The organism is Micromonospora sp. L32 (assembly GCF_052068055.1).
GTDB lineage: Bacteria > Actinomycetota > Actinomycetes > Mycobacteriales > Micromonosporaceae > Micromonospora > Micromonospora purpureochromogenes.
In genome coordinates, this window is sequence record NZ_JBQHDD010000002.1 from 677430 (window position 1) to 703971 (window position 26542).

Consider the following 26542-nt stretch of genomic DNA (forward strand, 5'->3'; position numbering starts at 1 on the left):
GGTATGTATCGAAACAAGCGCTGCCGGTGGTGGATGCCTCCGAAACCGCCTTGTTGTCCTGCTGGCCCATGCCTACCGTGCAGTGATGCTCTCCAGAATGCTGACGGTGACCTTCGATGCGCACGACCCGGCTCGCCTGGCGCAGTTCTGGTCCGGCCTGCTCGGCCGGGAGGTCGCCGAGGACGCTGGTGGCGCGCTCCTGCCTGGTGACGACAACCAACTCAGCCTCCGGTTCATCCCGAGCGGCGCCGAGAAGGTGGGGCCGAACCGCCGCATGCACCTTCACCTGACCAGCGCCAGCCACGCCGACCAGCAGCACACGGTGGCGACGGCGCTGGGGCTCGGCGCCGGCCACCTCGACGTCGGGCAGCGCCCCGAGGAGGGGCACATCGTCCTGGCCGACCCCGAGGGCAACGCGTTCTGCGTGATCGAGCCAGGCAATGCCTTCCTCGCCGGTTGTGGCTTGCTCGGGGAGGTCGCCTGCGACGGCACCCGGGAGGTCGGCCTCTTCTGGAGCGAGGCGCTGGGCTGGCCGCTGGTGTGGGATCAGGACCAGGAAACCGCGATCCAGTCACCGCACGGCGGCACAAAGGTCGCGTGGGGAGGCCCCCCCTTGGCCCCGAAAGAGGTGAGGAACCGGCAGCGCTTCGACCTCGCCCCGGCCGGTGGCGACCAGCAGGCGGAGGTCGACCGACTGGTCTCCCTCGGGGCCACTCGGCTCGAGGTCGGTGAGGACGGTGCCGTCATGCTGGCCGATCCCGACGGCAACGAGTTCTGCCTGAGAGGGAACTGACCACAGCGCGGCCGGTTGCCAGTGGGTCAGGGCGGCCTGCCACCGGACCGCCCTCCCTCTCGCCGACGCGGTCGGCGTCCGCCGCGCGGGTCCTGGCCCCGCGGCCCGACCGGCTGCCGGCCCACCACCCCACCTGTCAGTGGCCTGTCATTCCGCGGCGGCCCTCCGGGCTCCCGCTCTCCGCGCCAGCCGCCGGGTGTCAGGCATGACGGCCGCAGAGGCGACAGCGACAACGGCCGGCGCGGCCCCGTCGGCGGCGCTTTGAACCACGTCACCGGCAGCCGGTGTCCGGTCTCGGGACCTGGGTGACTGCGTGACGTCGACGGGCTACGGGCTACTGGCGCACCCGGCCCGGCGAGGTGTTACCGAGCACGGAGTTCAGCTGGTCGGCCCAGTCATCATCGGCGAGCCCCGCCCCAACCAGAACGTCGCGCCAATCCTGCTGCGCCAGGGCCACAGCATCAAGGAACCGCCGGCTGTCTCCACTGGACAGGATGACCACCGCAGCTTGGACGCGCTCGGCGCTTTCGGCAGTGCTACCGGGGGCCAACGGCACGAGATCGGTCAGGAGGTCCAGGACAGCTTCCGCCTCGGACGGTCCGAAGCGTGCCCGTACCCATGCCTGCAATCGATCGCTCACCATCCAGCCGAGTATCCCAACCGACAGGTACCCATCGCTGGCCGTAGATCATCCAGCCGGATCTGTCCCGCGCGTCCCGAGACCGGATCTTCACGCGTCGGCCGACCCAGCCCGGAAACCTGTGCGGTCACAGCTTCCAGCTTCGGCTGCCGATCATCGACATCAGCAGCCCGTGGGTCTCGGCGTCGCCGGCCACCACAAGCCCGCGGCCTGCGCGCCCGATCGGGGCGCCGTCGATTCCGGTGACGACGCAGCCGGCGGCCCGGCACAAAGCGATGCCGGCGGCGAAATGCACGCTCTCGACCAGGTCATCGCCATCGGTGACGTATGCGGCGCGCTTGCCGGCCGCGACCCAGGCCAAGGCCAGCGTTGTGGACACGACCCGCGGCCGGAACCGTTCGACGAACCCAGGGTGGGCCAGCAGGTCCACGGCCCGGAATCCAGGCGCGCTCGGAAACGGCGGATCCAGGTTGACGTCCACCAACTGGGTGCCGGGCGTGGGGGTCAGCCGCGCATCGACACCGTCATTCCGCACCCAGGCGGTCTCACCGTCAGTGAAGAAGACCTCGCCGCTGAAGGGGTCGGCCACCGCCGCTGCCCCATCGCGCAGCGCCACGTTGACGGCCACCAGCATGTTGCCGACGGCGTAGTTCAGCGTGCCGCACAGCGGATCCACCAACCACTGGCGCACGACGTCGGCCGCGCCCCGCTGCCCGCCTTCCTCGCCGAGCACCGCGTCATCGGGCCGAGCAGCACGGATGACGTCGAGGATCGTCTGCTCAGCCTCCACATCGGCAGCGGTGGCGAAATCCCCGGCGCCCTTGTCGATGCGGGTGAGCCGCTGGCTGTACATGTTGCGCACCACGTTCGCGCCGGCACGTGCCGCAGCTACCGCGACCCCGGCATCGTCAAGGCCCGCGTACGAGTTGATCATGCCATGCACCATATCGGGGCGGACCCAATCCCAACCGACGCCTGCTCAAAGGGCCTCGCGGCTTGCCATCGTTGCTGGCTGGTCGACGACGTTTGACGGTGTCTTGTGTTCCATCTGTGCCCCGAGCGCCTGCCGGGCGGCCTCGCCCATGGGGTCGTCGCGGGTGGGCAGCCGCTGGATGGTCGGCAGCACTTCCTCCTGGAAGACGCCGTGCAGCCGGCGCAGTTCCCACGCCGGATGCTCGGCGTCGTCGACCCGCACGTCCCAGAGCGGGTACGGCTGATCGCCGATCACCGTCATGGTCGCCGACCGTGCGCCGTGCCGGTCACCGCCGGTCTCCTCACCGGCCCCGATGGCCAGCACGAGCCGCTCCGCCAGGTCGAGTTCCCGACTGTCCTCGAACACCCGGACGATCTCCGCGAGGGTTTCCGGGCCCACCAGGCGGTTGCCCTGCACCGCGTACCCCGGCCCGGTGCGGTGCCCCGCCCAGTCACTTGTACGGGAGCCGGTGAAGGCGTGCGAGCGACCCTGGCGGTCGACCATGCCCACCTGTCGCACCTCCCGACCTGGGTCACTGGCCAGCAGCTCGGTCAGGACGTCCTGCGGCGAGCGGCCCTCGCCGAGCAGCGGCAGGCCGTCGTAGGCCAGGAACGGGTTGGGGGTGGCCTGGGTCGCCACCGCACCACCGCCCGAGTGGACGTGTGCGACGAGCTTGCCGACCGCTGGTCTGGCCGTGAGGGCTCCCACCCCGAGCTGGCCGGTACGTGGACACCGTGCGGCGATCGAGAAGGTCACGGTCGGCACGTACCCGGACGAACGCCCGGCATGCCAGAGCCCGCCTCGGTTGCTGTCAGCGGCCCTCTGACCTAAATCGCTGCACCTCGGTCGTCTTTGCTGAGCGATCACAACGGCTGTCTGCGCTCTTGCTGACTTCCCGCTGACTGCGACACGTGGCTTGCGCCACTCCGAAGAGGGCAAGTCACCCATCGGTATAGGACCTAGCAGGCCGACGGCAAGAGTTTCGGGCGGGGCAGCGCAGGAAGGCGCCTGAGGGGGCCCGTCACACCCTCCCAGCCGGGCCGGCACAGAAGTTTCATGGGTCGGGAAGACGGGGATGCCGCGGCTCCAAGACTCGGCTCGGCGCCGCAGGCACCAACAGAGCAAGGAGATACACCTGATGCGTGGAGTAGTCATGCGCGCCGCCGGCGACGTCCGCGTCGAGGAGCGTGAAGACCCGAAGATCATCGAGCCCACCGACGCCATCATCCGCGTGACCGCGAGCTGTATCTGCGGTTCGGATCTGTGGCCGTACCGGGGCCTCGAGCCCGTGAAGGATCAGGTCATGGGTCACGAGTACGTGGGCGTCGTCGAGGAGATCGGCCCCGAGGTGAAGAACGTCAAGGTCGGCGATTTCGTCGTCGGGTCGTTCGTCATCTCCGACAACACGTGCGAGATCTGCCGGTCCGGCTACCAGTCCCGCTGCGTGCACGGCGAATTCGTGGCGGCGACGGTTGGGACCCAGTCCGATAAGGCCCGTATCCCCCTGGCGGATGGCACCCTGGTTGCCACGCCGGGGCAGCCGGACCCGGGGCTGATCCCGTCGCTGCTGGCCGCGTCCGACGTGCTCGGCACCGGCTGGTTCGCTGCCGTCGCCGCCGACGCCGGCCCTGGCAAGACGGTCGCGGTTGTCGGTGACGGCGCTGTTGGCCTGATGGGCGTCCTCGCCGCCAAGCAGCTGGGCGCAGGGCGGATCATCGCGATGTCCCGCAACCCTCAGCGGCAGGAGCTGGCCCGGTTCTACGGCGCGACCGACATCGTGCAGGAGCGCGGCGACGAGGGCGTGGCGAAGATCAAGGAGCTCACGAACGGACTGGGTGCGCACAGCGTGATCGAGGCGGTCGGCACCCAGGAGTCGATGATGCAGGCCATCCGGTCCACCCGGCCCGGCGGGCACGTCGGCTTCGTCGGCGTCGCCCACGATGTCGAGCTGCCCGGCCTGGAGCTGTTCTTCGCCGACATTCATCTGCACGGCGGCCCTGCCCCGGTGCGCCGGTTCCTGCCCGACCTGATCCAGCTGATCTGGGACCGCAAGATCGACCCCGGCAAGGTCTTCGATCTGACGCTGCCGCTGGAGGAGGCCGCGGAGGGCTACAAGGCGATGGACGAGCGGCGCGCCATCAAGGTGCTCCTCACCGCCTGACGCGACCCGCACGCACTCCCCGCCCGCCCCGCATCGTCACAGCGGGGCGGGCGGACGCGCCCTCCGACGCGGGTCACGCGGGGGATACCGAACCCGGCCGGGTGCCGATAGTGTCCACGGATCGCACCGCCCGTTCATCCGGAGGGCTCCGTCATGAGGTTCGGACTTCCGTGGCTGCCCCGAACGGTGGCCACCGTGCTGCTTCTTCTCGGAGGGGTCGGCGTGCCCGCCGCGTCCGCCTCGGCGGCGCCGGCGGGGGCGGACCTCACTGTCGACCTGGCCGGCGCGACGATTCCGCTGGGGGTCACGAAGAAGACGCTTCACCTGAAGATCAGCAACCAGGGCGACGCGACCCCGACCCGGGTCGTCGTCCGGGTCGACGCGTCGGAGCTGGATAGGTTCGATTTCAGGATCATGCTCTGGCCGACCGGCGGGCCGCGTGACTGCGACGGCGATGTCTCCGGCTGGTACTGCGACCTGCTGCCGGATCAGCTTCCGGGGCCGGGCGAGACGGTGGAGCTTCCCATCCTCGCCACCGTCCAGACCGGAGAGCCCCTCGCGGGCCGGATCAAGGTGACGGTCGAGGTCAAGCCGGTCGACACGAATCCGGCCGACAATACGAAGTGGTTCCCGATCCAGGTGGTGGATCACCCCGAAGCCGACCTTTCGGTGGTCGCGCCGGACGTGACGCAGTCGGTGCGGATCGCTGCCGACGGCAGCCTCGCATCCACCGGCACGTTGAATCCGGGCGAGACGGGCGCGGTGCGCTACACGATCGCCAACCAGGGGCGGAAGCCGGTCGATGGGGTCAAGGTCGAACTGCGCGTGCCCACGGGTGCGACGTTCACCAGGCCGCCGGATGAATGCATCCTCAGTGACGCCGGGCGTGCGGCGGTCTGCACCTACGACCGGCTGGCCCTCGTTCCTGTCGACCAGGACACCGACCCGAACGACCAGCTCCACTCCGCCGTCGAGCTGTACCACCTGGTGACGGTGTCGGCCGCCACGAAGGCGCCGGTCACGTTGCGGAACGGGACCGTCCGGGTCGAGGGCCTGAGCGACCCGCGGTCGGACCTTTCCGGCCCGGCGCGGAGCGACCTTCCCACGAACGCCGTCGCCGTTCGGGCGGTCGACGTGGACGACAGCGACAACCAGGACGGGTTCGCGGTCGTGGTGGCCGCGAACAGCAGCGGCGGAGGTAGTGGCGGCAGCCCCGGTGACGGTGGTGGCGCTGGTGGTGGCGGCAGCTTGCCGATCACCGGGTCCCAGGCCGGGCTGACCGCCGGGGCCGGCCTCGCCATGCTGGTGGGTGGCGGCGTGCTGCTGCTCCTGACCCGACGACGCCGGGCCATCCGGTGACCCTCGACGGGTGACCGGTGTCGGCGGTGCGCAGCTGGCCCTCCAGGATCCCGACCGCCGGGCCGACGATCCCGAGGGCCGCGAGGAGCGCAGGGCGTTCCGTGGTGGGGCGGGCGGGACTCGAACCCGCGACCGAGGGATTATGAGATCAAGATGGGCGACCCGCCGACATCTCTCAGCGCTCCCCTACCTTCGGTGGACCTCTTGCGGACTAGATGCGGACCGTCCGCAGCTAGCAGGCAGACTTCTGGACGAAGGTCTCGCGTTCCCCGGTGTCCGGGTCGTCGGCCCAGTGCCACAGGCTCATCTCCCCCCGCCAACTGCGCTGAGTGTTTAACTCAAGGCTTGCTTTGGCATCCTTCATCCTCAGAACTAGCTGGCCGTCAGCTGCCAAGTCGCCCGGGCGCAGCTGGCCGCTACCGGAAACCGTGTCCGTAGATCCGTCCTCGTTGGGACCGAACATGGCCTCAGACACCCTGAAGGCGTGATCTGGCGTGATCTGGATGACCCCACCCTGCCGGGACTGGAAGACCCCGCACAAAGCGTCGATGCGAACCGGCCACAGTGCGCGCCAGGCAAGGGCACCTGGCAACAGCGCTACCAGGAGGCCGACGGCCACAAGCACGATCTTTCGCCTACTCATGCCCGTCTCCTGTCGATGTCCGCCGTCAGCTTGGCCAGCACCCTGTCCGCGTTCATCCCGGCAGCGTAGGCGGCACTGCCGCCAACCGGCCTCAAGCCCGCGCAGCCTCGGACCGTGGAAGCCTGGTTGACCGAGTGGCTGCGGGACGTGAAGGCGCACGACGGCACTCGGCCGTCAACGCTGGTGCGCTACCGCCTGGCCGTGAGCAAGCACCTGGTGCCGGGGCTGGGCCGGGTGAAGCTCGATCGGCTGACGCCTCGCGACGTGCAGCGGTTCCTGACCGGGCTGCGGGGCAAGCTCGCGCCGGCCAGCATCATCAAGGTGCACGCGGTGCTGCGGGTCGCCCTGGCCGACGCTGAGCGGATGGACCTGGTGCCGCGCAACGTCGCCAAGGCGGCCAAGCCTCCGGCCCTCGGCCGGACCGAGCGGCGCGCGCTGACGCCCGAGGAAGCCAAGACGTTGCTGTCGGTGCTGACCGGGGACCGGTTGGAATCGCTGTTCGTCCTAGCGCTGGCGACCGGGCTCCGGCGCGCTGAGCTGTTGGGCCTGCGCTGGTCGGATGTCGACCTGTCGGGACGGGCGCTGTTTGTTCGGCAGACGCTCCAGCGAACGGATCGCGGGTTGGAGTTCGTGCCACCGAAGACGCACCGGTCGAGTCGCCCGCTGCCGCTGTCGGCGCTGGCCGTCCGGACGTTGGAGGCACAGCGGGTGCGCCAGGCGAAGGAACGGCTCACCGCCGGGGAGGTGTGGTCGGATCTGGGCCTGGTCTTTGCCAGCACAATCGGCACCGCGATGGAGCCGCGGAACGTGAACCGGCGCTTCGAGCAGCTCCGGGCGGCGGCCGACTTGGATTGGCTGCACCTGCACGACCTGCGGCACGCCTTCGCCACGTTCCTGCTCGACCAGGGCGAGGAACTGCGCACGGTGATGGAGCTGCTGGGGCACTCCACGATCCGGATGACAGCCGACACCTACGGGCACGTCCTGCCTGCTCGGGCTCGTCAGGCTGCCTCGGCCATCGATCGCGCGTTGGGCGAGGAGGACACGGCGTGACCGCTTGGCTGTACGGATGGCTGTACTCGCGACCGAGATCAACCAAGGAAAGTGCTGGTGGAGCCCAGGGGACTTGAACCCCTAACCCCTGCCTTGCAAAGGCAGTGCTCTGCCAGTTGAGCTAGGGCCCCGAGGGCGGTCGGAGCCGCCTGGTGCTGGCCGGTGCCAGCGGGATCAGCGCAGGTCGGGCGCGGTGGTGGCCTCGTGCCAGAGGGCGCGCTCGTCGTTGGAAGCCTTGACCTTCTTGGCGACCAGGGCGGCCACGCCGACGACGCCGACCAGGAACAGAAGCTTCTTGAACATGGGGCGACCCCTCGCGCTCGACTAGCCGTCGGAACGGTGTGCGGTGGGGCTAGCTGGAATCGAACCAGCGACCTCAGAGTTATCAGCTCTGCGCTCTAACCGACTGAGCTATAGCCCCGCGTGGCGACGAGCAAGGTTAACCCATCGCCACGTCCGACCCCAAATCGGGGCGGTCGTGGCGCCCGTCCCACCCGACGGTACCCGTACCGGCGACGAGGCGGCGACTGCTTTCCCCGGGCGGCCCCGCGCCGAGATCAACTCCGTTTGCGGCGTGTCGCGGTGTCAGCTCGCCGGGACACCGCGACACGCCGCAAACCGTGCGCCGAGCCCCGACGACGGGCGGGGCCGGTGAAGGGGGCCGGACACGGCGACGCCGGGGCGACCGCGGGTGGCGGTGCCCCGGCGTCGTCGGGTGTCAGTCGCGCTCGGCGAGCGTCAGCTCGATCCCGCCGACCAGGTCGGCGCAGACGTTGTAGACGAACGCGCCGAGGGTGGCGAGCGCCGTGAACAGGACGACGTTGACCAGGCCGATCAGCGCCGAGCTGAGGATCACGCCCCGGGCGGTGATCTGGAACCCGCCGGAGCTCTGCCCGCCGGCGTTGACCAGGTCGGTGAGGCTGTCGTTGACGCTCTGGAAGACGCCCATCGCGTCCAGGGCCAGGTAGAGCACCGAGGTGGCGACGACCACCACGATGAAGAGCACCACCGAGACGGCGAAGGCGAACTTCATCACGGACCACGGGTCGATCCGCTTGAGGTTCAGCCGGGCCCGGCGCGGCCCGCGGGACGCGGCCGAGCTGACCGAGCTACGCGCGGCGCGTACCGCGTCACCCACGCGCGCGGCCCCGACGGCCGCCGCTCCGCTGATGCCCGGCGGCAGGCCGCCACCGTTGGCGGGGCGGGCGGTGCCGGCCGCACGGCCGCCGTCGGGCGACGGCCTGGTCGGGCCGCCCACCTTCGGCTGGGTGCCGGTGCTGGACGGGGACGTGGCGGTGCCCGCCTTGATCGGCTGCGTGGTGGTAGCCGGCGCGACCGGGGCGCTGACCGGCGCGGCCGCGGAGGTCGGCGCGTCGGGTCCCGGTGTCTCGGCCTTCTCGCTCGCCCCCGAGTCCTCCCCGGGCTTGTCCGGCGGCGGTGCCATGCCGGGAGCCCGGGTGAACTTCGGGGCAGGCGCGTCGGCGGGGACGGTCGCCCGGCCCACGGCGGCGCGGCCGGCCGCCGATGTGCCGCTCTTGGCGGCCTCTTCGTCGACCGGGTTGGCCGAGGTCCCCGTGTTCCCCGACTTCGCCTGTGTCTCCGTCATTCAACTAGTCCTGTTCGTCAGGCTCGTCGGCATTGCGAGCAATCGCCACGATAGTCACGCCGTCCGGGAGGTCCATCAGCTTGACCCCCATTGTGTTCCGGTCACGCGTACGGCGTACAGGCTTCACCGGAGTCCGGATGACGCCGCCGTTGCTCGTGATCGCGAACAACTCGTCCTCCGGGTCGATCACGACCGCGCCGACCAGACCACCGCGTCGCTCGGTGATCTTCGCAGTCAGCACGCCCTTACCTCCCCGGCCCTGGACCGGGTATTCCTCGATCGGGGTACGTTTCGCGTATCCCCCGTTCGTGGCCACCAGAACGTCCAGACCCTCCCGAACCACCTCCATGGCCAGGAGCACGTCGTCGTCGGTGAAGCGCATGCCGATCACGCCCGTGGTCGCCCGCCCCATCGGCCGCAGCGCCTCGTCGGAGGCGTTGAACCGGATCGCCTGCGCCTTCTTCGACACCATCAGCAGGTCGTCGGAGGGCGCGACGAGGGCAGCACCGACCAGCTCGTCCTCATCGCGCAGGTTGATCGCGATGATGCCGCCGGAACGGGGGGAGTCGAACTCCTCGAGCCGCGTCTTCTTCACCAGGCCGTTCTTCGTGGCCAGTACCAGGTAGGGAGCCACCTGGTAGTTCGGGATTTCGATGATCTGCGCGATCTGCTCGTCCGGTTGGAAGGCGAGCAGGTTGGCCACGTGCTGGCCCTTGGCCACCCTACTGGCTTCCGGCAGTTCGTACGCCTTGGCCCGGTAGACGCGGCCCTTGTTCGTGAAGAACAGGATCCAGTCGTGGGTGGAGCATACGAAAAAGTGGCTGACGATGTCGTCCTGCCGCAGCGTCGCGCCGCTGACGCCCTTGCCGCCGCGCCGCTGCGAGCGGTACAGGTCGGCCTTGGTCCGCTTGGCGTACCCGGTGCGGGTGATCGTGACCACCACGTCCTCGCGGGCGATCAGGTCCTCCATCGAGACCTCGCCGTCGAACGGCACGATCTTCGTACGCCGCTCGTCGCCCCACTTCGCGACGATCTCGCCGAGCTCTTCCGAGACGATCCTGCGCTGCCGCTCCGGCTTGGCGAGGATGTCCTTGAGGTCGGCGATCTCGACCTCGAGCTTGGTGAGGTCGTCGATGATCCGCTGCCGCTCCAGGGCGGCCAGGCGGCGCAGCTGCATGTCCAGGATCGCGGTCGCCTGGATCTCGTCGATCTCCAGCAGCCGGATCAGGCCCTGCCGGGCGTCGTCCACCGTGGGCGAGCGCCGGATCAGGGCGATCACCTCGTCGAGGGCGTCCAGCGCCTTGGCCAGACCGCGCAGGATGTGCGCCCGCTCCTCGGCCTTGCGCAGCCGGAACGCGGTCCGCCGGCGGATCACGTCGATCTGGTGCTCGACGTAGTAGCGGATGAACTGGGCCAGGTTCAGCGTGCGCGGCACCCCGTCGACCAGGGCCAGCATGTTGGCGCCGAAGGTCTCCTGGAGCTGGGTGTGCTTGTAGAGGTTGTTCAGCACCACCTTGGCGACCGCGTCGCGCTTGAGCACGAGCACGATCCGCATGCCGGTACGCCCGGAGGACTCGTCGCGGATGTCGGCGATGCCGGCGAGCTTGCCCTCCTTGATCAGCTCGGCGATCCGCTCGGCCAGGTTGTCCGGGTTCACCTGGTAGGGCAGCTCGCTGACCACCAGGCAGGGGCGGCCGCGCTTGTCCTCCTCGACCTCCACCACGGCGCGCATCCGGATCGAGCCGCGCCCGGTCCGGTACGCGTCCTGGATCGCGGTCTGGCCGACGATCAGGCCGTAGGTGGGGAAGTCGGGGCCCTTGACGATCTCCAGCAGCGCTTCGAGGGTGGTCGCCTCGTCCACGTCCGGGTTCTCCAGGCACCACTGCACCGCCGCGCCGATCTCGCGCAGGTTGTGCGGCGGGATCTTGGTGGCCATGCCGACCGCGATGCCCTCGGAGCCGTTGACCAGCAGGTTGGGGATCCGCGACGGCAGGATGGTGGGCTCCTTGGCCCGGCCGTCGTAGTTGTCCTGCAGGTCGACGGTGTCCTCGTCGATGTCCCGCAGCATCTCCATGGCCAGCGGGTCGAGCTTGCACTCGGTGTACCGCATGGCGGCGGCCGGGTCGTTGCCCGGGGAGCCGAAGTTGCCGTTGCCGTCCACCAGCGGGTACCGCAGCGACCAGGGCTGCGCCATCCGGACCAGCGCGTCGTAGATCGCCGAGTCGCCGTGCGGGTGGAACTGACCCATCACGTCACCGACGACGCGGGAGCACTTCACGTAGCCGCGGTCCGGCCGGTAGCCGGAGTCGAACATGGCGTAAAGGATCTTGCGGTGGACCGGCTTGAGCCCGTCCCGGACGTCCGGCAGGGCCCGCCCGACGATGACGCTCATCGCGTAGTCGAGGTACGAGCGCTGCATCTCGACCTCGAGGCCGACCGGCTCGATCCGGTCGTGCGCCACGACGGCCGCGGTTGTCTCCGGGATCTCCGGCTCGTTCGGGGTGGACTCGGGAGTATCGGTCACTGTTAACCCTTATCAGACTCAGAGTCGTTTTCGTGCTGTGGATAACGGCTGTGGAAACCGGCCAAGCTGTGGATAACTCTGTGGACCGGCGGGTCGGCCGGGGACCACCCGGCCGACCCGCCCACCACCGTCAGATGTCGAGGAACCGCACGTCCTTGGCGTTGCGCTGGATGAACGAGCGGCGCGCCTCGACGTCCTCACCCATCAGCACGCTGAACAGCTCGTCGGCGGTTGCGGCGTCGTCGAGCGTGACCTGGCGCAGGGTACGGGTGGCCGGGTTCATCGTGGTCTCCCACAGCTCGGGATAGTTCATCTCACCGAGACCCTTGAACCGCTGGATGTCGTCCGGCCGGGCGTTGGGCTTCTTCTGCTGGCGCAGCGCGATCAGGCCGTCGCGCTCGCGGTCCGAGTACGCGTACTGCGCGTCGTCGCCCTTCTTGTTCCACTTGATCTTGTAGAGCGGCGGGGCGGCCAGGTAGACGTGGCCCAGCTCGACCAGCGGCCGCATGAAGCGGAAGAGCAGGGTGAGCAGCAGCGTCTGGATGTGCTGGCCGTCGACGTCGGCGTCGGCCATCAGCACCACCTTGTGGTACCGCAGCTTCTCCATGTCGAAGTCGTCGTGGATGCCGGTGCCCAGCGCGGTGATCAGCGCCTGGACCTCGTTGTTCTTCAGCACCCGGTCGATCCGGGCCTTCTCCACGTTGAGGATCTTGCCGCGGATCGGCAGGATCGCCTGGGTCCGCGGGTCGCGCCCCTGCTTGGCCGAGCCGCCGGCCGAGTCGCCCTCGACGATGAAGACCTCGGACTCGCGCGGGTCGGTGGACTGGCAGTCGGCCAGCTTGCCCGGCATCGAGCCGGACTCCAGCAGCGACTTGCGCCGGGCCAGCTTGCGCGCCTGCTGCGCGGCGATCCGGGCCCGAGCCGCCTGGGATGCCTTCTGGATGATGGTCTTGGCCTCGGCCGGGTTCCGGTCGAACCAGTCGACCAGCCACTCGTTGCAGACCCGCTGCACGAAGCTCTTCACCGGCGTGTTGCCCAGCTTGGTCTTGGTCTGGCCCTCGAACTGCGGATTGGCCAGCTTGACCGAGATGATCGCCGCCAGGCCCTCCCGGATGTCCTCGCCGGAGAGCTTCTCGTCGCCCTTGAGCAGCTTCTTCTCCGCGCCGTAGCGGTTGACGACGCTGGTCAGCGCGGCCCGGAAGCCCTCCTCGTGGGTGCCGCCCTCGTGCGTGTTGATCGTGTTGGCGAAGGTGTAGACCGACTCGCCGTACGACTCGTTCCACTGCATGGCGATCTCGACCGACATGCCCTCCTCCTCGGCGCCGAACTCGACCACCGTCTTGTGGATCGGGTTCTTCGAGGCGTTGAGGTGCCGGACGAAGTCGGCGATGCCGCCCTCGTAGAGGAAGGTGACCTCGCGCGGCTTGCCCTCCTCGCCCTCCGGGACCCGCTCATCGAGCAGGTGGATGCGGAGGGCACGGTTGAGGAAGGCCATCTCCTGCAGGCGCCGGTAGATGGTCTGGAAGTCGAAGTTGACGGTCTCGAAGACGTCCGGATCCGGCCAGAAGGTCACGGCCGAACCGGTGCGGTCGGTGGTCTCGCCCTTCTCCAGCGGCGACGGCTTGGAGTTGGCGTACTGCTGCCGCCAGACGAAGCCGGACTTGTGGATCTCCACCGCCATCCGGGTGGAGAGCGCGTTGACCACGGAGACGCCGACGCCGTGCAGACCGCCGGAGACCGCGTACGCCTTGCCGTCGAACTTGCCGCCCGCGTGCAGCACGGTGAGCGCGACCTCGACACCCGGCTTCTTCAGCTTGGGGTGCAGGTCGACCGGGAAGCCTCGGCCGTTGTCGGTGACCCGGACGCCACCGTCCTCCAGCAGCACCACGTCGATGGTGTCGCAGTAGCCGGCCAGCGCCTCGTCCACGGCGTTGTCCACGACCTCCCACACGAGGTGGTGCAGACCGCGCTCGCCGGTCGACCCGATGTACATACCGGGCCGCTTGCGCACCGCCTCGAGCCCCTCGAGGACGGTGATCGACTCGGCGCCGTACTCCTGCTTGTCCTGCGCTGCCACCCTCGGCCACTTTCTCGCGCCGGCCGCGCCAGGGGCGCGCCAGGCGCGGGTTCGGCGGACAGGACGCGACGTCGGCGCACGGACCGCCCCCGGGAACTCCAGGTCACGGATCGCATACGCCGGTCGCCGCGGTTGCCCGCGGATCGCGATCGGCTCCACCCGCCGCGGTACTTTGACCAAGGGCCTCCCGGGCCCGTGTCCGTCGCTCCGCGTCGGGTCTTCGTCTCGTTGTCAATCCTACTGTGCGCGGACGACAGAGACGCCACTCGGCACCCCCTGCGCGGCGTCTGAGACCTCCGTAGCGGCCCGAATCGCGCTGGCCGCGACTCCCCCTACACGCCAAGGGGGGATCGAGGGCCGGGCCGCCACGGAATCGGGCCGGGCCGACGGCCGGTCGGGGGTCGCGCGCAGAGCGGCCGTACCGTACCTTTGCGGCGCCACCGGTGCTCGTCTTGATCTTTACCATCCGTAACCGGGACGATCGACTCGATCGATCCGACACGTGCTCACAAGGGGTGACGCCAGATGGGGCTGGACAACGTCGCGGTGCACTGGCCGCGGACCGGCCGCTTCTACGATCCGGTCGCGCCGGCCGAGTTCGTCGACTTCGGGGAGATCGTGGACATCCCGCAGATCTCCGCACCTACCGCGGCGCTGGCCGAACACATCGCCAAGACGGGGACGGTCCGGGCGACCGCCTACACCGAACTGGTCGACCTGATCCTCGGCCTGGAAAATGTGCTCTACGCCACTGACGCCGCCGCCGAGGACGAGGACCCGGTGATCGACCCGGACGGGTGCTCCTGGATCGCCGGCGGCGTGGAGAAGTTCGTCGCCCAGCACCGGCCGTTCGGTGAGACGGTCACCTTCGAGTCGGTCAGCGAGGTGCTCCGCTCGCTGCTGGCCGACGGGCGGCTCGCCGCGCAGCAGCTGCGCTGGCTGGGCAGCCGGCTCGACGCGTTGCGCGACGAGAACGGCGACCCGCCGCAGTGGGACTTCACCTGCGCCGAGCTGGGCGTGCTGGCCGCCTTCTACCGCCGCTGCGCCGACCGCGGCTTCGCGGTCTACGCCGACGCCTGATCCCGCGCCGGCCCGACCCGCCCCGTCGACCTGACCGGGCGGGTCGCCGGCGTCGTCAGGAAGTCGTCGGGCCCGGCGCGGCGGGGGTGCCGGTCACGGCGCGGTTGGCCGCGCCGATCACCTCGGTCAGCATCGTGTGCAGGCGCCGCAGCTCCTCGATCGGCATGCCGAGCCGCTCCACGATGGTCGGCGGGATCTGCTCGGCGCGGGCGCGCAGGGCCTGACCGCTGGCGGTGAGCGTGACGGCGAGGCTCCGCTCGTCCGCGGCGTCCCGCTCGCGCCGCAGGTAGCCCGCCGCCTCCAGGCGCTTGAGCAGGGGCGACAGCGTGCCGGGATCGAGCTGGAGCAGGCGACTCAGCTCCCGGACCGACAGCGGTGCGTGCTGCCACAGCGCGAGCATGACCAGGTACTGCGGGTGGGTCAGCCCCATCGGTTCCAGCAGCGGCCGGTAGACGGCGACGACCCCGCGTGCCGCGACGGAGAGGGCGAAACACACCTGCTGCTCCAGCGCCAGCGGGTCCCCGTCCAACTGGTCACGCACCGATCGGCCTCCTCGTGGTCGTTGCTATCGTACCAATCATTGGTGTACCAATCGTTGGGGCGCAAAACGTCGAGGAGAGGTCGGGCGCGATGAGCGAGGCGAAGCGACAGCAGCGGGCTCCCGGCGAGGGCGGCAGGCTGTGGGCCTGGGCCTTCAAGTACCTGGCCGGCCCGGCCGAGGGAGTGCAGGGTGCCGTGCAGGGCGGTTCCACGCAGGCCCGCGAGGCGTGGAAGCGGGACCTGGAGAACCGCAAGCGGTGGAGCCGTGAGCAGCGGGAACGCAAGCGCGCCGAGCGCGAGGCCCGCCGCGCCGAGCGGTGACCCGGGCTCAGCCGTAGGTGTCGCGCGGACCGCGGCCCCGGACCCGCCGCGGGCCCTTCGACCAGGACGGCGCCGCCGGGCCGTGGATGTGCAGCTTGCGCACCACGTTGTGGCCCACCTCGCCGGCGATCCGCTTGAGCAGCGAGCCGGCGAGCAGCCGCAGCTGGGTGGCCCAGGCCGTCGAACGCGCCTCCACGGTCAGCTCGCCGTCCTCCAGCTTGACCGGTCGGCTGTGCTGGGCGATCTCCGCCCCGACGACCTTCTCCCAGGCGCCGAAGACCGTCGCCTCCGCGGCCGGCTGCTGCCAGCCGCGCGCCTTCATCAGCCGTTCCAGCACCACGCCGAGCGGCTGCGGGTCGCGCGGGTCCGGGCCGGGCCCGGAGTAGCCGCGCAGCCGCCGCTCGCCGCCGTCGCCGGAGACCGCGCTCTTCCGCCGGGTCTTCGCCGTCTCCGCCCGGCGGGCCTTCGCCGCGTCGAGCACCGCGCGCGCCAGCTCCGGCCCGGCCGCGCCCGCCCCGGCTGCGGCGTCCGCAGCGGCACCGGCCGGGCGCGCCCCGTCGCCGTTCCCGGCACCCTGCCCACCGGTCGCAGCGGCCGGTCGTGCCGGCCCGCCGGCTCCGGCGCCCCGACCACCAGGCGTGGCGTCCGCGCCGGCACCGGCCGCGTGGGCGGCGGCACCGCCCGCGTCGGTTCCCGCTCCCCGAGGGGTACGCGCACCGCGCTGGCCGCCCGAGGCGGCGCGACTCGGGCCGCCGGTCCGGCGGGTCGGCCCACCGCCCTCGGCGGCGTGCTCCGGCTCAGTCGACACGTCGCACCGTCCCCTCGCCCACCACGTACCGGGTGCCGCGCAGCGCCGCCGGCACGTCGTCGTCGACCGCACAGGTCACCAGGAGCTGACCGGCCCCGCCGACCAGCTCCGCCAGCCGCTCCCGGCGGCCCGCGTCCAGCTCGGCGAAGACGTCGTCCAGCACCAGCACCGGCTCGATGCCGTCGGCGCGCAGCAGGTCGTACCCGGCCAGCCGCAGGGCCAGCGCGTACGACCAGGACTCGCCGTGGCTGGCGTACCCCTTGGCGGGCAGCGGGCCGAGGGTGAGGCTGAGCTCGTCACGGTGCGGGCCGACCAGCGTCGTGCCGCGGTCGATCTCGTTCGACCTGGCCTCGGCCAGCGCGGCGGTCAGCGCCTCGGCCAGCACCGCCCGGTCGGTGGTCGGCTCGGCCAGGTCCAGCGACGGCCGGTACGCGATCCCCGCCGCGCCCCGGCCCGCCGCCACCGCGTCGTACGCCTTCGTCACGTGCGGGGCCAGGGCTGCCACCAGTTCCAGCCGGCCGGCCAGCAGCTCGGCGCCGTGCCGGGCCAGGTGGGTGTCCCAGACCGCCAGGGTGGACAGGTCCCCGCCCCGCGACCCACCCGTCTTGCGGGCCAGGTACGCGGTGCGCAGCAGGGCGTTGCGCTGCTTGACCACCCGCTCGTAGTCGGCGCGCACCCCGGCGTACCGGGGCTGCCGCAGGACCAGCAGGTCGTCCAGGTAGCGGCGGCGCTCGGCCGGGTCGCCCCGGACGAGTTCCAGGTCCTCGGGGGCGAAGAGCACCAGCCGCAGCGCGCCGATCACGTCCCGCGCCCGCCGCGCCGGCGAGCGGCCCAGCCGGGCCCGGTTGGCCTTGCCAGGGACGATCTCCAGCTCGACGAGGAGCTCCCGCCCCTCGTGCACCACCGCGCAGCGGATCACCGCCGAGGTGGCGCCCATCCGGACGAGGGGGGCGTCCGTGGCGACCCGGTGCGAGTCCAGGGTCGCCACGTAGCCCAGCGCCTCGACCAGGTTGGTCTTGCCGACGCCGTTGGCGCCGATCAGGACGTTCGGCCCCGGCTCCAGGTCGACGCCGACCCGCTCGTACGAGCGGAAGTCGACCAGTTCGAGCCGGCGGACGTACACAGGCTGTGGATACCGGTCAGCGCTTGCGGACGGCGTGCCCGCCGAACTGCTGGCGCAGCGCGGCGACCGCCTTCATCGCGGGCGAGTCGTCCTGCCGGGAGGCGAACCGGGCGAAGAGCGAGGCGGTGATGACGTTCAGCGGCACGGCGAGCCGGACGGCCTCGTCGACCGTCCAGCGACCCTCACCGGTGTCCTCGGTGTAGCCGCTCAGCTCGGCCAGCTCCGGGTCCTCGTCGAGGGCCCGGTCTAGCAGGTCGAGCAGCCAGGAGCGGACCACGGTCCCCTCGCGCCAGGACTTGAACACGCCCGGCACGTTGGTCACCAGCTCGGAGGCCGCCAGCAGCTCGTAGCCCTCGGCGTAGGCGTGCATCAGGCCGTACTCGATGCCGTTGTGCACCATCTTGGCGTAGTGGCCGGCGCCGACCGGGCCGGCGTGCACGAAGCCGAACTCGCCCTCCGGCTTGAGCGCCTCGAAGACCGGCATCAGCCGCTCGACGTGCTCCTGGGCGCCGCCGACCATCAGGGCGTACCCGTTCTGCCGGCCCCAGACGCCGCCGGAGACGCCGACGTCCAGGTAGCCGATGCCCTGCTCGGCGAGGCGCTCGGCGCGGGGGGCGTCGTCGCTGAAGCGCGAGTTGCCGCCGTCGATGATGATGTCGCCCTCGCCCAGCACGCCCGCGAGCTCGTCGATGGTCGCGTCGGTGACGCCGGCCGGGACCATCACCCAGACCGCGCGGGGCGACTCCAGCTTCTCGGCCAGCGCCGACAGGCTCGCGACGTCGCTCAGCTCCGCGTTGTGGTCGAAGCCGACCACCTCGTGCCCGGCGGCGCGCAACCGTTCGCGCATGTTGCCGCCCATCCGGCCGAGTCCTACCAGGCCGAGCTGCATCTGCTCCTACCTCCGTGCGTGTGGGTCTGTCGGGGCTGCGATCAGCGGGACACGCGGATCGGCATGATGAGGTACCGGTACCCCGGGACGACCTCGCCATCCTCGCCGGCGGGGGAAATCACCGCCGGCTTGAAGGCGTCGACGAAGGCCAGCTGCGCGAACTGGGCGCCCAGGTTGGCCAGGCCGTCGATCAGGTACTGCGGGTTGAAGCCGATGGTCAGCGGCTCGCCGGTGAAGGTGGCCTCCATCGCCTCGCTGGCGCGCGCCTCCTCGGTGCCGCCCGCCTCGACCACCAGGCCGTCGGAGCTGAAGCTCAGCAGCACCGGGGTGGTCCGCTCGGCGACGAGGGCGACCCGCTTGACGACCTCGATCAGCGTGCTGACCGCCACCCGCGCCTCGGCGTTGTGGGTGGCCGGGAAGAGCGAGCGCACGGGCGGGTAGTTCGCCCCGTCGAGCAGCCGGCTGGTGGTACGCCGGGTGCCGCCCGAGAAGCCGATCATGCCCTCGCCGGCGGCGCCCTGGGAGAGCGCCATGGTCACCTGGCCGCCGATCGGGCCGAGGGCCTTGGCGGTGTCGTGCAGGGTGCGCGCCGGCACCAGCGCGTTGATGCTGATCTCCGGGTCGTCCGGGTTCCACTCCATCTCGCGCAGGGCGAGGCGGTACCGGTCGGTGGCGAGCATCGCCAGCGTGCCGCCGGAGAGCTCCAGCCGGACGCCGGTCATCATCGGCAGCGTCTCGTCGCGGCCGGCGGCCACGGCCACCTGGGCGACGGCGGCGGCGAAGGCGGCCGCGTCGATGGTGCCCGCGCTCTCGGGCATCTCCGGCAGGGCCGGGTAGTCCTCCACCGGCATGGTCGGCAGGGTGAACCGGGCGCTGCCGCAGACCAGCTCCAGGTGGGCGCCGACCGCGGCGATGTCCACCGGCTTGGCCGGCAGCGCCTTGGTGATCTCGGCGAGCAGGCGGCCGGAGACGAGGGCGGCGCCGTCGGCGTCCCCCTGCACCTCGACGGTCACCTGGCTGGAGACCTCGTAGTCGAAGCCGGAGACCTGGAGGTTGCCGTCGGTGACCCGGAGCATCACTCCGGCGAGCACCGGTACGGACGGCCGGTTGGGCAGGCTCTTCGCGGTCCACGCCACCGCTTCGGCGAGCGCGTCGCGCTCCACTCGGAACTTCATCAATGCCTCCGCGTCGACGTCAGCGACAACTCTCTCATGCCGACCGCTGCCCACCGTCCCGCCCGACCGTGCGGGTACCCATCGCACCTTAGGGCGCGTGGGCATCGGCTGTGCGCCCGACCCCGTGGTTCCAGGGGCCGGGGCGACCGCTGACGGCAGCGTCCGAACCGATCCACAGGAAGTCCAACGGTGATGATTGGTTTTTGATTCTTTTAGAAGAGATAACTCATCGTCTTCATCGCACCTGTGCAAACTGTGGAGAACCCGCGTCCGCCCAGGTCAGACAGGTTATCCACCGGTGGTTTGGCTGTGGAGAACCGGGGGGTAAACCGGTGTCGGAGTCCACAGGCCGACGGAACCCCCAGGTTGTCCACGGTTGTCCACCGGTTGTCCACGGGTAATCCACCGGGTTTCTCCCCAGTGCTGTGGACACCGGCGAGGGCCCCCGGAGCCGTCGTCCCCAGAACCTTCAACAGGCCGCCCACAGGTCGACCGTCGTCGGTGGACAACCGGACCGTCGTCCCCAGGCGTCCACAGCTCCGTCCCCAGGGTTTGTCCACAGTCTGTGGGTAACCGGCTCGGGACGCTACGTGGTTGTCCACCGCCTGTGGAACAGGGGGTGTGGACAACCGGGGCGTGCTGTGGACGAACACGACACCGATCCTGGGCCCTCGACCCGGTGCAGGGTCAACCGTCGGCTCTCCACAGGCACGAAAAAGCGCCCGGCCGAACGGGCCGGGCGCGTCTCCGCGCTCCCTCACCGGCGGGCGCCGGCGTGACGTACGTAACGACGACTTCAGTTCGGCGCGTCTGACGCCGCGCCGCGACCTGAAGCCGTCGCTCAGGTGTTCTGCTTTATCCGGTTGGTCAGCTCGGCGATCTGGTTGTAGAGCGAGCGGCGCTCCGCCATCTGCTGACGGATCTTCCGGTCGGCGTGCATCACCGTGGTGTGGTCCCGGCCACCGAAGGCCTGCCCGATCCGGGGCAGCGACAGGTCGGTCAGCTCCCGGCACAGGTACATGGCGACCTGGCGGGCGTTGACCAGCACCCGGGATCGGGAGTGCCCGCGCAGGTCCTCCAGGCTCACCCCGAAGTAGTCGGCGGTGGAGACCATGATCTGGTCGGCCGTGATCTCCGGCCCGGTGCCGTCCGGGATGAAGTCCCGCAGCACCTCCTCGGCCAGCGACAGCTCGACGTTCGACCGGGTGAGGCTGGCGAACGCCGTGACCCGGATCAGCGCGCCCTCCAGCTCCCGGATCGAGTTCGACACCCGGGAGGCGATGAACTCCAGCACGTCCGGCGGGGCGTACAGCCGCTCCTGGGCCGCCTTCTTCTGCAGGATCGCGATCCGGGTCTCCAGGTCCGGCGGCTGGATGTCGGCGAGCAGGCCCCACTCGAACCGGGTCCGCAACCGGTCCTCCAGCGTCGCCAGCTGCTTCGGCGAGCGGTCGGAGGTGATCACGATCTGCTTGTTGGCGTTGTGCAGCGTGTTGAAGGTGTGGAAGAACTCCTCCTGGGTCCGCTCGCGGTTCTCCAGGAACTGGATGTCGTCGATCAGCAGGATGTCGACGTCGCGGTAGCGGCGCTGGAACGCGCTGGTCTTGTCGTCGCGCAGGGAGTTGATGAAGTCGTTGGTGAACTCCTCGGTCGAGACGTACCGGACCGAGCGGGCGTTGCCCAACGTGGTGGCGTAGTGCCCGATGGCGTGCAACAGGTGGGTCTTGCCCAACCCGGAGCTGCCGTAGATGAACAACGGGTTGTACGCCTTCGCCGGCGACTCGGCCACCGCGACGCTCGCCGCGTGGGCGAACCGGTTCGACGAGCCGATGACGAACGTCTCGAACATGTACTTCGGATTGAGCCGGTTGCCGCCGCCCTCCGCGCCCCCGGGGCGACGGTCGTCCCGCCCGCCGGGTCGGTGGTCGGCGGCGGACCGGCCGGGGCCGCTGTCCGTACCCCCGTCGCGCGGCAGGCCGCGCGGAACGTGCTGGTCGCGCGGCGGCCTGGCCTCGCCCCGGTACGCGGGCTCGAAGCCGCGGCCGTCGACCCCTGGCCCGTCGGGCAGGGCGCGCTCCTCGAAGCCGCGCCGGTCCGGGCCGGGACCGGCGCCCCGCAGCGGCTCGGCGAACGCGGCGCCGAAGAGGGTGTCCTGGCCGCCGTCCCGGCTGGCCGGGATGCGGCCCGGGCGGTGGCCGTCGGATGCCGGCGGCGCGACCGGCGACTCCGGCTCGGCGGGCAGCTCCGGGTAGCCCGGCGCCAGGTCCGCGAAGGCGGGCGGTTCCGGGGCGAAGTCGTCCGCGGGCACGTCGAGGCCGAGCTGCGCCGGCTCCGGGCCGCTGCGGTAGACGGTGCCGGCGGGTCGACCGGCGGTGTCCTCGGCGACCCGGACGGTGACCGCGACCTGGATCGGCCGGCCCAGCCGGCGGGTGAGCGCCTCGGTGATGGCCGGGCGGAGCCGGGACTCGATCACGTCCCGGGTGAAGGCGTCCGGCACGGAGAGCAGGGCGGTGTCCTCGACGATCGCCCGCAGCCGGGTCAGCCGCAGGTACGCGCGTTGCTGCGCGGAGATGATCTCGTCGGCGAGTTCGTCGGTCGCCGCGGTCCACACCGCGGCAAGGTCGGTCGTACCGGCCACCGTCGTGCCACCCCCTCGCCTCTGCTCCCGGTCGCCGCTGTCGTCCAGTCGGCCGTTCCGGGCCCGCCACCGCGTTCGAGCGGGTGGTACCTCACCCCACCGGGCGGCTGACCGACCGGCATCCACAAGTTATCCACAGCCTGTGTGTACCGACCGATTGTGCCGCCCGCCGTGCGCGGGTCGGACCTGCCCCCCTGGTCGGGCGGGACGTTGCGCGGGTTCACCGTGCCGAACGATTCACTGCCGTGTCCGGTCTTGCCTGCCAGCGACAACCCGGACCCCCGACGCTGACCGCAATCGGGCACGGTAACAGCGACGGCCGGGCACCATCAACCGCCGACGCTCCGGCCCGCTTGGCGGCATCAGTGAAAACCGCCGGTTCGGTCGTACGGCCGCCCTGCTCGTGCCTCCGGTGACCTGTTTGACGGTCATTGCCCCCCTGCGTAGGCTGGAGGGGCTGCTCTGTCGCCCTCTGCTAGGGTGATGGGTGCTTGCTGTCCGCGATCGCTTCCCCGCATCGCCGAGGTCCCGGGTCGCCGGGCAGCATGGATCGGAGGTCACCGCCGAGGTGGCCTGGACCACCACACGACCCCGGCGATCCCGCGCCGTGGACGTACGAAAACGGAGAGCCTGACGTGAGCAAGCGCACCTACCAGCCGAACAACCGCCGGCGCGCGAAGACCCACGGCTTCCGGCTGCGCATGCGCACCCGGGCCGGTCGCGCCATCATCTCGACCCGCCGCTCCAAGGGCCGCACCCGCCTGTCGGCCTGAGCCGACCGGGTCCGGTCCGGGGGACGTGGGCAGTCGTGCTGACGGCCGCACAGCGACTGCGGCGCAGCAATGACTTCGCCGCAGCGGTCAGGGGTGGCCGACGCGCCGGACGAGGTGCCGTCGTCGTCCACCTGACGCTACCGGCGACCCCCGAACCCACCGCGACAACCTCGCCGGAGCCGGCGCGGGTCAGCGGCACGGAGACGATCTCCGCGCCGACCCGCGCCGGCTTCGTCGTGTCCAAGGCCGTCGGCCCCGCCGTGGTCCGCAACAAGGTCCGGCGCCGGCTGCGGCACCTGGTCCGCGAGCGCCTGGCCGCGCTGCCCGAGGGAAGCACCCTGGTGGTACGCGCACTGCCCGCCGCCGCCGAGGCGAACTACCTCCGGCTGGGGGCCGACCTGGACGCGGCGATCGCCGCCGCGCGGGCACCCCGGGGGCGGCGGTCCCGATGAGCACCGGATCCGCCGGTTCGCGGCCTACCAGCCTGGGTGCCCGAGTGCTGAGTGGCCCCATCATCGCGTACCGTCGTTGGATAAGCCCGGCGCTGCCGGCCCGCTGTCGGTTCTACCCGTCGTGCAGTGCGTACGCCCTGGAGGCGGTGGCCCGGCACGGCGCGCTCCGGGGAGCCGGGCTGACGGTCCTGCGCTTGTCGCGCTGCCACCCCTTCCACCCAGGTGGACACGACCCGGTGCCCGAGCCGGGCGGCCGCCGCCGTGCCGACGTGACTGGAGCCTGAGAATTGAGTCTCGACTGGATCTACTTCGCGATCTCGTGGATCCTGCTGACCTGGCACTCGGCCTGGGACGCCATCAAGGTGCCGGTCGGCTCGGTGCTCGGCACGAACTGGGCCTGGATCCTCGCGATCATCTTCCTGGTGGTCACCGTCCGGGTGATCCTCTTCCCGGTCTTCGTCAAGCAGATCAAGTCGCAGCGGGCGATGCAGGCGCTCCAGCCCAAGGTCAAGGAGCTGCAGGAGAAGCACAAGGGTGACCGGGAGACGCTCCAGAAGGAGATGATGGAGCTCTACCGGAAGGAAAAGGCCAACCCGCTGATGGGCTGCCTTCCGATGTTCCTCCAGATCCCGGTCTTCCTCGGTCTCTTCCACGTGCTGCGTCGCCTCGACCCGGCGAAGGAGAACAAGACCCTCTACGGCTGGACCGTCGACCAGTTCCAGAGCGCCTCGCAGGCGAAGATCTTCACCGCCCCGATCGCCGGCAAGTTCGGCTCGACCGCCGACGAGCTGGCCCGCCTCGGCGCCAACGGCACCACCGTGAAGATCATCGCTGGCATCCTGGTCCTGGTCATGATGGGCACCACCTACCTGACCAGCCGCCAGATGATCCTCAAGACCGGTTGGGCGGAGGACCCGCAGCAGCGGATGGTGCAGCGACTGATGCTCTACGGCATCCCCCTGTCGCTGCTGATCTCCGGCGCGATCTTCCCGATCGGCGTGATCATCTACTGGGTCACCAACAACCTCTTCACCCTCGGCCAGCAGCAGTGGGTGCTGCGCAAGTTCCCGCCGCTGGTGACCAACCAGAAGCCCGGCAGCACGGCGCCCCGCAGTCCGGTGCAGCCGGCCAAGACCGGCGGCTTCCTCAATCGCGCCAAGCCGGCTGCGCAGGTGCCGGCCAAGCCCGCCGCGCCGAAGGTCGCCGGGCCGAAGCCGGGTGCGAAGCCCACCAACCCGAAGAAGGGTCGGCCGGCCAAGCGGCAGGGCTGACCTCAGGGCCGCCGTCGGGATCACCGGCGGCGGCCTTCCGGCATCGCGCAGCCGCCGTACGGCCGGCGCCGGGCCGGAACCGCCGCGCCTGGCGCGGTCACGGGCGAGACTGCCCGTACAAGACGTGCCCGTGGGCACCGGCCTTCTCCCGCCGGGCGCCCCGGGAAACCAGCGGACCCGACGGTCCGGCCGAGCGAGTACGGAGATGACACCGTGACCGACACCAGCATCCCCAGTGCGGAGCAGTCCGTGGACGAGGAGATTGTGCCGACCGCCGCGACCGGTGACGGCGAGCCCGAGGAGGCCGGGGAGGCGGCGGCCGAGGCGGGTGCCGCCCCGAAGAAGGCCGCCGGCGAGGGCGAGCTCTTCGCGCAGAGCGAGATCGCTGCCGACTACATCGAGGGCCTGCTCGACATCCTCGACTACGACGGCGACATCGACGAGCTCGTCTCCGGCGGGCGCCCGGTCGTCGAGGTGGTCGGCGCTCGGCTGCAGAACCTGGTCGGCCAGCGCGGCGCCACCCTGGAGGCGCTTCAGGAGTTGGCCCGGCTCGCGGTGTTCCGCCAGACCGGTACGCCCAGCCGCCTGCTGCTCGACGTCGGCGGCTACCGCGCCACCCGGCGCAAGGAACTCGCCGCCGTGGCCAAGAACGCGGTGGAGAAGGTCAAGGAGCACGGCGAGCCGGTCCGGCTGGAGCCGATGTCCGCCTTCGAGCGCAAGTGCGTGCACGACGTGGTCAACGCCATGAGCGGTGTGGAGAGCGAGTCCGAGGGCGTCGAGCCGAACCGGCGCATCATCGTCCGGCCGGCGGACTGACCGGGTGACCCACGACGACGCCACGGCCGACGCCGTGACCGGCCCGGGTGGTACGCCGCCCGGGCCGTCGCCTGTCCGCCCCGTTCCCTCGCCGGAGGACGCCGCGCTGCCGGCCGAGCTGGCCCCGGCGGCCCGGACGCTCTTCGGTGACCGGCTGGACCTGGCGGCCGCGTACGCCGAGCTGCTCGCCACCGACGGGGTGGTACGCGGCCTGATCGGCCCGCGGGAGGCGCCCCGGATCTGGGACCGGCACCTGCTCAACTGTGCCGCCGTGGCCGAGCGCATCCCGGAAGGGGCCAGCGTCATCGACGTCGGCTCCGGCGCCGGGCTGCCCGGGCTGGTGCTGGCGATCGCCCGCCCCGACCTCCAGGTGATCCTGGTCGAGCCGCTGGCCCGGCGGACCTCCTTCCTGATCGAGGCGGTGCAGCAGCTCGGGCTGGCCAAGACGGTCCGGGTGTTCCGGGGCCGGGCCGACGAGGCGGCCACCGACGCGACGGGCACCGGCCCGTTCAGCGCCGACGTGGTGACCTCGCGAGCGGTCGCGCCGCTCGACCGGCTCTCCGGCTGGTGCCTGCCGCTCGCCGTACCCGGCGGCCGGCTGATCGCCCTGAAGGGCTCCTCCGCGGCGGACGAGATCGCGGAGCACGCCGAGACCGTCGACCGGCTCGGTGGTGGCGAGCCGAGCGTGCACCTCTGCGGCGTCGGCGTCATCGACCCGCCGACCACCGTGGTGGAGATCGTGCGCGAGCGGGTGGTCCGTCCGCCGTCCGCCAAGAAGGCACCCAAGCGCTCACGGGGCGGACGCAAGCGCGCTCGGTGATCCCCGCTCG

25 protein-coding genes, 2 tRNA genes and 1 pseudogene are annotated in these 26542 nt (G+C 71.0%); 13 read left to right on the top strand and 15 right to left on the bottom strand.

Annotated features, from left to right (window positions below; all coding sequences use genetic code 11):
• Positions 1-85 precede the first annotated feature (85 nt).
• Positions 86-793 carry a VOC family protein gene (locus tag ACTMTB_RS07850; RefSeq protein WP_441143644.1) on the top strand — a complete coding sequence of 236 codons (708 nt, stop codon included), beginning with the start codon at positions 86-88 and terminating at the stop codon, positions 791-793.
• A gap of 334 nt (positions 794-1127) precedes the next feature.
• Here the strand turns inward: ACTMTB_RS07850 and ACTMTB_RS07855 are convergent, their stop codons facing one another.
• The 3 genes from ACTMTB_RS07855 to ACTMTB_RS07865 all read right to left on the bottom strand — a co-directional run bounded on the left by ACTMTB_RS07855 (position 1128) and on the right by ACTMTB_RS07865 (position 3633).
• The gene (locus ACTMTB_RS07855) at positions 1128-1436 is read right to left on the bottom strand and encodes a hypothetical protein (RefSeq protein ID WP_441143646.1); all 309 of its coding nucleotides are present in this window, start codon (positions 1434-1436) and stop codon (positions 1128-1130) included.
• Between the two features lie 124 nt (positions 1437-1560).
• On the bottom strand, positions 1561-2367 hold the full coding sequence (locus tag ACTMTB_RS07860) for an inositol monophosphatase family protein (protein WP_441143648.1): 807 nt from the start codon (positions 2365-2367) through the stop codon (positions 1561-1563).
• Between the two features lie 45 nt (positions 2368-2412).
• A complete protein-coding gene (locus tag ACTMTB_RS07865) occupies positions 2413-3633 on the bottom strand; it encodes a DUF1028 domain-containing protein (protein WP_441143649.1) in 1221 nt (406 codons plus the stop codon).
• Here ACTMTB_RS07865 and ACTMTB_RS07870 point away from each other — a divergent pair.
• The 4 genes from ACTMTB_RS07870 to ACTMTB_RS07885 all read left to right on the top strand — a co-directional run bounded on the left by ACTMTB_RS07870 (position 3560) and on the right by ACTMTB_RS07885 (position 7622).
• Positions 3560-4567, top strand: a complete 1008-nt coding sequence (locus ACTMTB_RS07870) for a zinc-dependent alcohol dehydrogenase family protein (protein WP_441143651.1) — start codon at positions 3560-3562, stop codon at positions 4565-4567. The genes ACTMTB_RS07865 and ACTMTB_RS07870 overlap by 74 nt on opposite strands.
• Positions 4568-4753: 186 nt before the next feature.
• Positions 4754-5926 (top strand): LPXTG cell wall anchor domain-containing protein, encoded by a 1173-nt coding sequence (locus ACTMTB_RS07875; protein WP_441143653.1) that lies wholly within the window; start codon positions 4754-4756, stop codon positions 5924-5926.
• Positions 5927-6410: 484 nt separating this feature from the next.
• Positions 6411-6638, top strand: a complete 228-nt coding sequence (locus ACTMTB_RS07880) for a hypothetical protein (protein WP_441143655.1) — start codon at positions 6411-6413, stop codon at positions 6636-6638.
• A gap of 45 nt (positions 6639-6683) precedes the next feature.
• On the top strand, positions 6684-7622 hold the full coding sequence (locus ACTMTB_RS07885) for a tyrosine-type recombinase/integrase (protein ID WP_441143657.1): 939 nt from the start codon (positions 6684-6686) through the stop codon (positions 7620-7622).
• Positions 7623-7677: 55 nt separating this feature from the next.
• Here ACTMTB_RS07885 and ACTMTB_RS07890 read toward each other — a convergent pair.
• The 6 genes from ACTMTB_RS07890 to gyrB form a co-directional block, all read right to left on the bottom strand.
• A tRNA-Ala gene (locus tag ACTMTB_RS07890) sits at positions 7678-7753 on the bottom strand.
• A 43-nt stretch (positions 7754-7796) separates the two neighbouring features.
• Entirely contained in the window at positions 7797-7925 is a 129-nt protein-coding gene (locus tag ACTMTB_RS07895; protein ID WP_210774060.1) for a DLW-39 family protein, read from the bottom strand.
• A 44-nt stretch (positions 7926-7969) separates the two neighbouring features.
• Positions 7970-8043, bottom strand: a tRNA-Ile gene (locus ACTMTB_RS07900).
• Positions 8044-8340: 297 nt separating this feature from the next.
• Positions 8341-9228 (bottom strand): DUF3566 domain-containing protein, encoded by an 888-nt coding sequence (locus ACTMTB_RS07905; protein ID WP_441143659.1) that lies wholly within the window; start codon positions 9226-9228, stop codon positions 8341-8343.
• Positions 9229-9232: 4 nt separating this feature from the next.
• The gene (gene gyrA, locus ACTMTB_RS07910) at positions 9233-11752 is read right to left on the bottom strand and encodes a DNA gyrase subunit A (RefSeq protein ID WP_441143661.1); all 2520 of its coding nucleotides are present in this window, start codon (positions 11750-11752) and stop codon (positions 9233-9235) included.
• Positions 11753-11882: 130 nt separating this feature from the next.
• Complete coding sequence (gene gyrB / locus ACTMTB_RS07915) at positions 11883-13829, bottom strand: DNA topoisomerase (ATP-hydrolyzing) subunit B (protein ID WP_441143663.1); 1947 nt, start codon at positions 13827-13829, stop codon at positions 11883-11885.
• A gap of 525 nt (positions 13830-14354) precedes the next feature.
• Between gyrB and ACTMTB_RS07920 the strand changes: the two genes are divergently transcribed.
• Complete coding sequence (locus ACTMTB_RS07920) at positions 14355-14909, top strand: hypothetical protein (protein ID WP_441143665.1); 555 nt, start codon at positions 14355-14357, stop codon at positions 14907-14909.
• Positions 14910-14964: 55 nt separating this feature from the next.
• Here ACTMTB_RS07920 and ACTMTB_RS07925 read toward each other — a convergent pair whose 3' ends face one another.
• Complete coding sequence (locus ACTMTB_RS07925; protein WP_210774053.1) at positions 14965-15450, bottom strand: MarR family winged helix-turn-helix transcriptional regulator; 486 nt, start codon at positions 15448-15450, stop codon at positions 14965-14967.
• Between the two features lie 89 nt (positions 15451-15539).
• Here ACTMTB_RS07925 and ACTMTB_RS07930 point away from each other — a divergent pair, with 89 nt between their 5' ends.
• Positions 15540-15770 (top strand): hypothetical protein, encoded by a 231-nt coding sequence (locus tag ACTMTB_RS07930; RefSeq protein WP_088959662.1) that lies wholly within the window; start codon positions 15540-15542, stop codon positions 15768-15770.
• 7 nt (positions 15771-15777) lie between these two features.
• Here the strand turns inward: ACTMTB_RS07930 and ACTMTB_RS07935 are convergent.
• The 5 genes and pseudogenes from ACTMTB_RS07935 to dnaA form a co-directional block, all read right to left on the bottom strand.
• Positions 15778-16350: pseudogene (locus ACTMTB_RS07935) on the bottom strand (DUF721 domain-containing protein); the annotation flags it as partial.
• 217 nt (positions 16351-16567) lie between these two features.
• Positions 16568-17701 carry a DNA replication/repair protein RecF gene (recF, locus tag ACTMTB_RS07940; RefSeq protein ID WP_441143668.1) on the bottom strand — a complete coding sequence of 378 codons (1134 nt, stop codon included), beginning with the start codon at positions 17699-17701 and terminating at the stop codon, positions 16568-16570.
• Positions 17702-17717: 16 nt separating this feature from the next.
• Positions 17718-18590 carry a phosphogluconate dehydrogenase (NAD(+)-dependent, decarboxylating) gene (gnd, locus tag ACTMTB_RS07945; RefSeq protein ID WP_441143670.1) on the bottom strand — a complete coding sequence of 291 codons (873 nt, stop codon included), beginning with the start codon at positions 18588-18590 and terminating at the stop codon, positions 17718-17720.
• A 41-nt stretch (positions 18591-18631) separates the two neighbouring features.
• Entirely contained in the window at positions 18632-19765 is a 1134-nt protein-coding gene (gene dnaN, locus ACTMTB_RS07950) for a DNA polymerase III subunit beta (protein WP_441143672.1), read from the bottom strand.
• An 841-nt stretch (positions 19766-20606) separates the two neighbouring features.
• Positions 20607-22400, bottom strand: a complete 1794-nt coding sequence (gene dnaA, locus ACTMTB_RS07955) for a chromosomal replication initiator protein DnaA (protein ID WP_441143674.1) — start codon at positions 22398-22400, stop codon at positions 20607-20609.
• Between the two features lie 635 nt (positions 22401-23035).
• Here dnaA and rpmH point away from each other — a divergent pair.
• The 6 genes from rpmH to rsmG all read left to right on the top strand — a co-directional run bounded on the left by rpmH (position 23036) and on the right by rsmG (position 26532).
• Positions 23036-23173: a 50S ribosomal protein L34 gene (gene rpmH, locus ACTMTB_RS07960; protein ID WP_117668129.1), complete on the top strand. Its 138-nt coding sequence runs from the start codon at positions 23036-23038 to the stop codon at positions 23171-23173.
• Positions 23174-23208: 35 nt separating this feature from the next.
• Positions 23209-23625 (top strand): ribonuclease P protein component, encoded by a 417-nt coding sequence (gene rnpA, locus ACTMTB_RS07965; RefSeq protein WP_179802436.1) that lies wholly within the window; start codon positions 23209-23211, stop codon positions 23623-23625.
• Positions 23622-23909 (top strand): membrane protein insertion efficiency factor YidD, encoded by a 288-nt coding sequence (yidD, locus tag ACTMTB_RS07970; RefSeq protein ID WP_088959669.1) that lies wholly within the window; start codon positions 23622-23624, stop codon positions 23907-23909. The genes rnpA and yidD overlap by 4 nt, the downstream gene beginning before the upstream one ends.
• 3 nt (positions 23910-23912) lie before the next feature.
• On the top strand, positions 23913-24896 hold the full coding sequence (gene yidC, locus ACTMTB_RS07975) for a membrane protein insertase YidC (RefSeq protein WP_441143677.1): 984 nt from the start codon (positions 23913-23915) through the stop codon (positions 24894-24896).
• A gap of 213 nt (positions 24897-25109) precedes the next feature.
• Positions 25110-25712 carry a Jag family protein gene (locus ACTMTB_RS07980; RefSeq protein ID WP_334569978.1) on the top strand — a complete coding sequence of 201 codons (603 nt, stop codon included), beginning with the start codon at positions 25110-25112 and terminating at the stop codon, positions 25710-25712.
• A 118-nt stretch (positions 25713-25830) separates the two neighbouring features.
• On the top strand, positions 25831-26532 hold the full coding sequence (rsmG, locus tag ACTMTB_RS07985; protein WP_441144027.1) for a 16S rRNA (guanine(527)-N(7))-methyltransferase RsmG: 702 nt from the start codon (positions 25831-25833) through the stop codon (positions 26530-26532).
• The last annotated feature ends 10 nt before the right edge of the window (positions 26533-26542 follow it).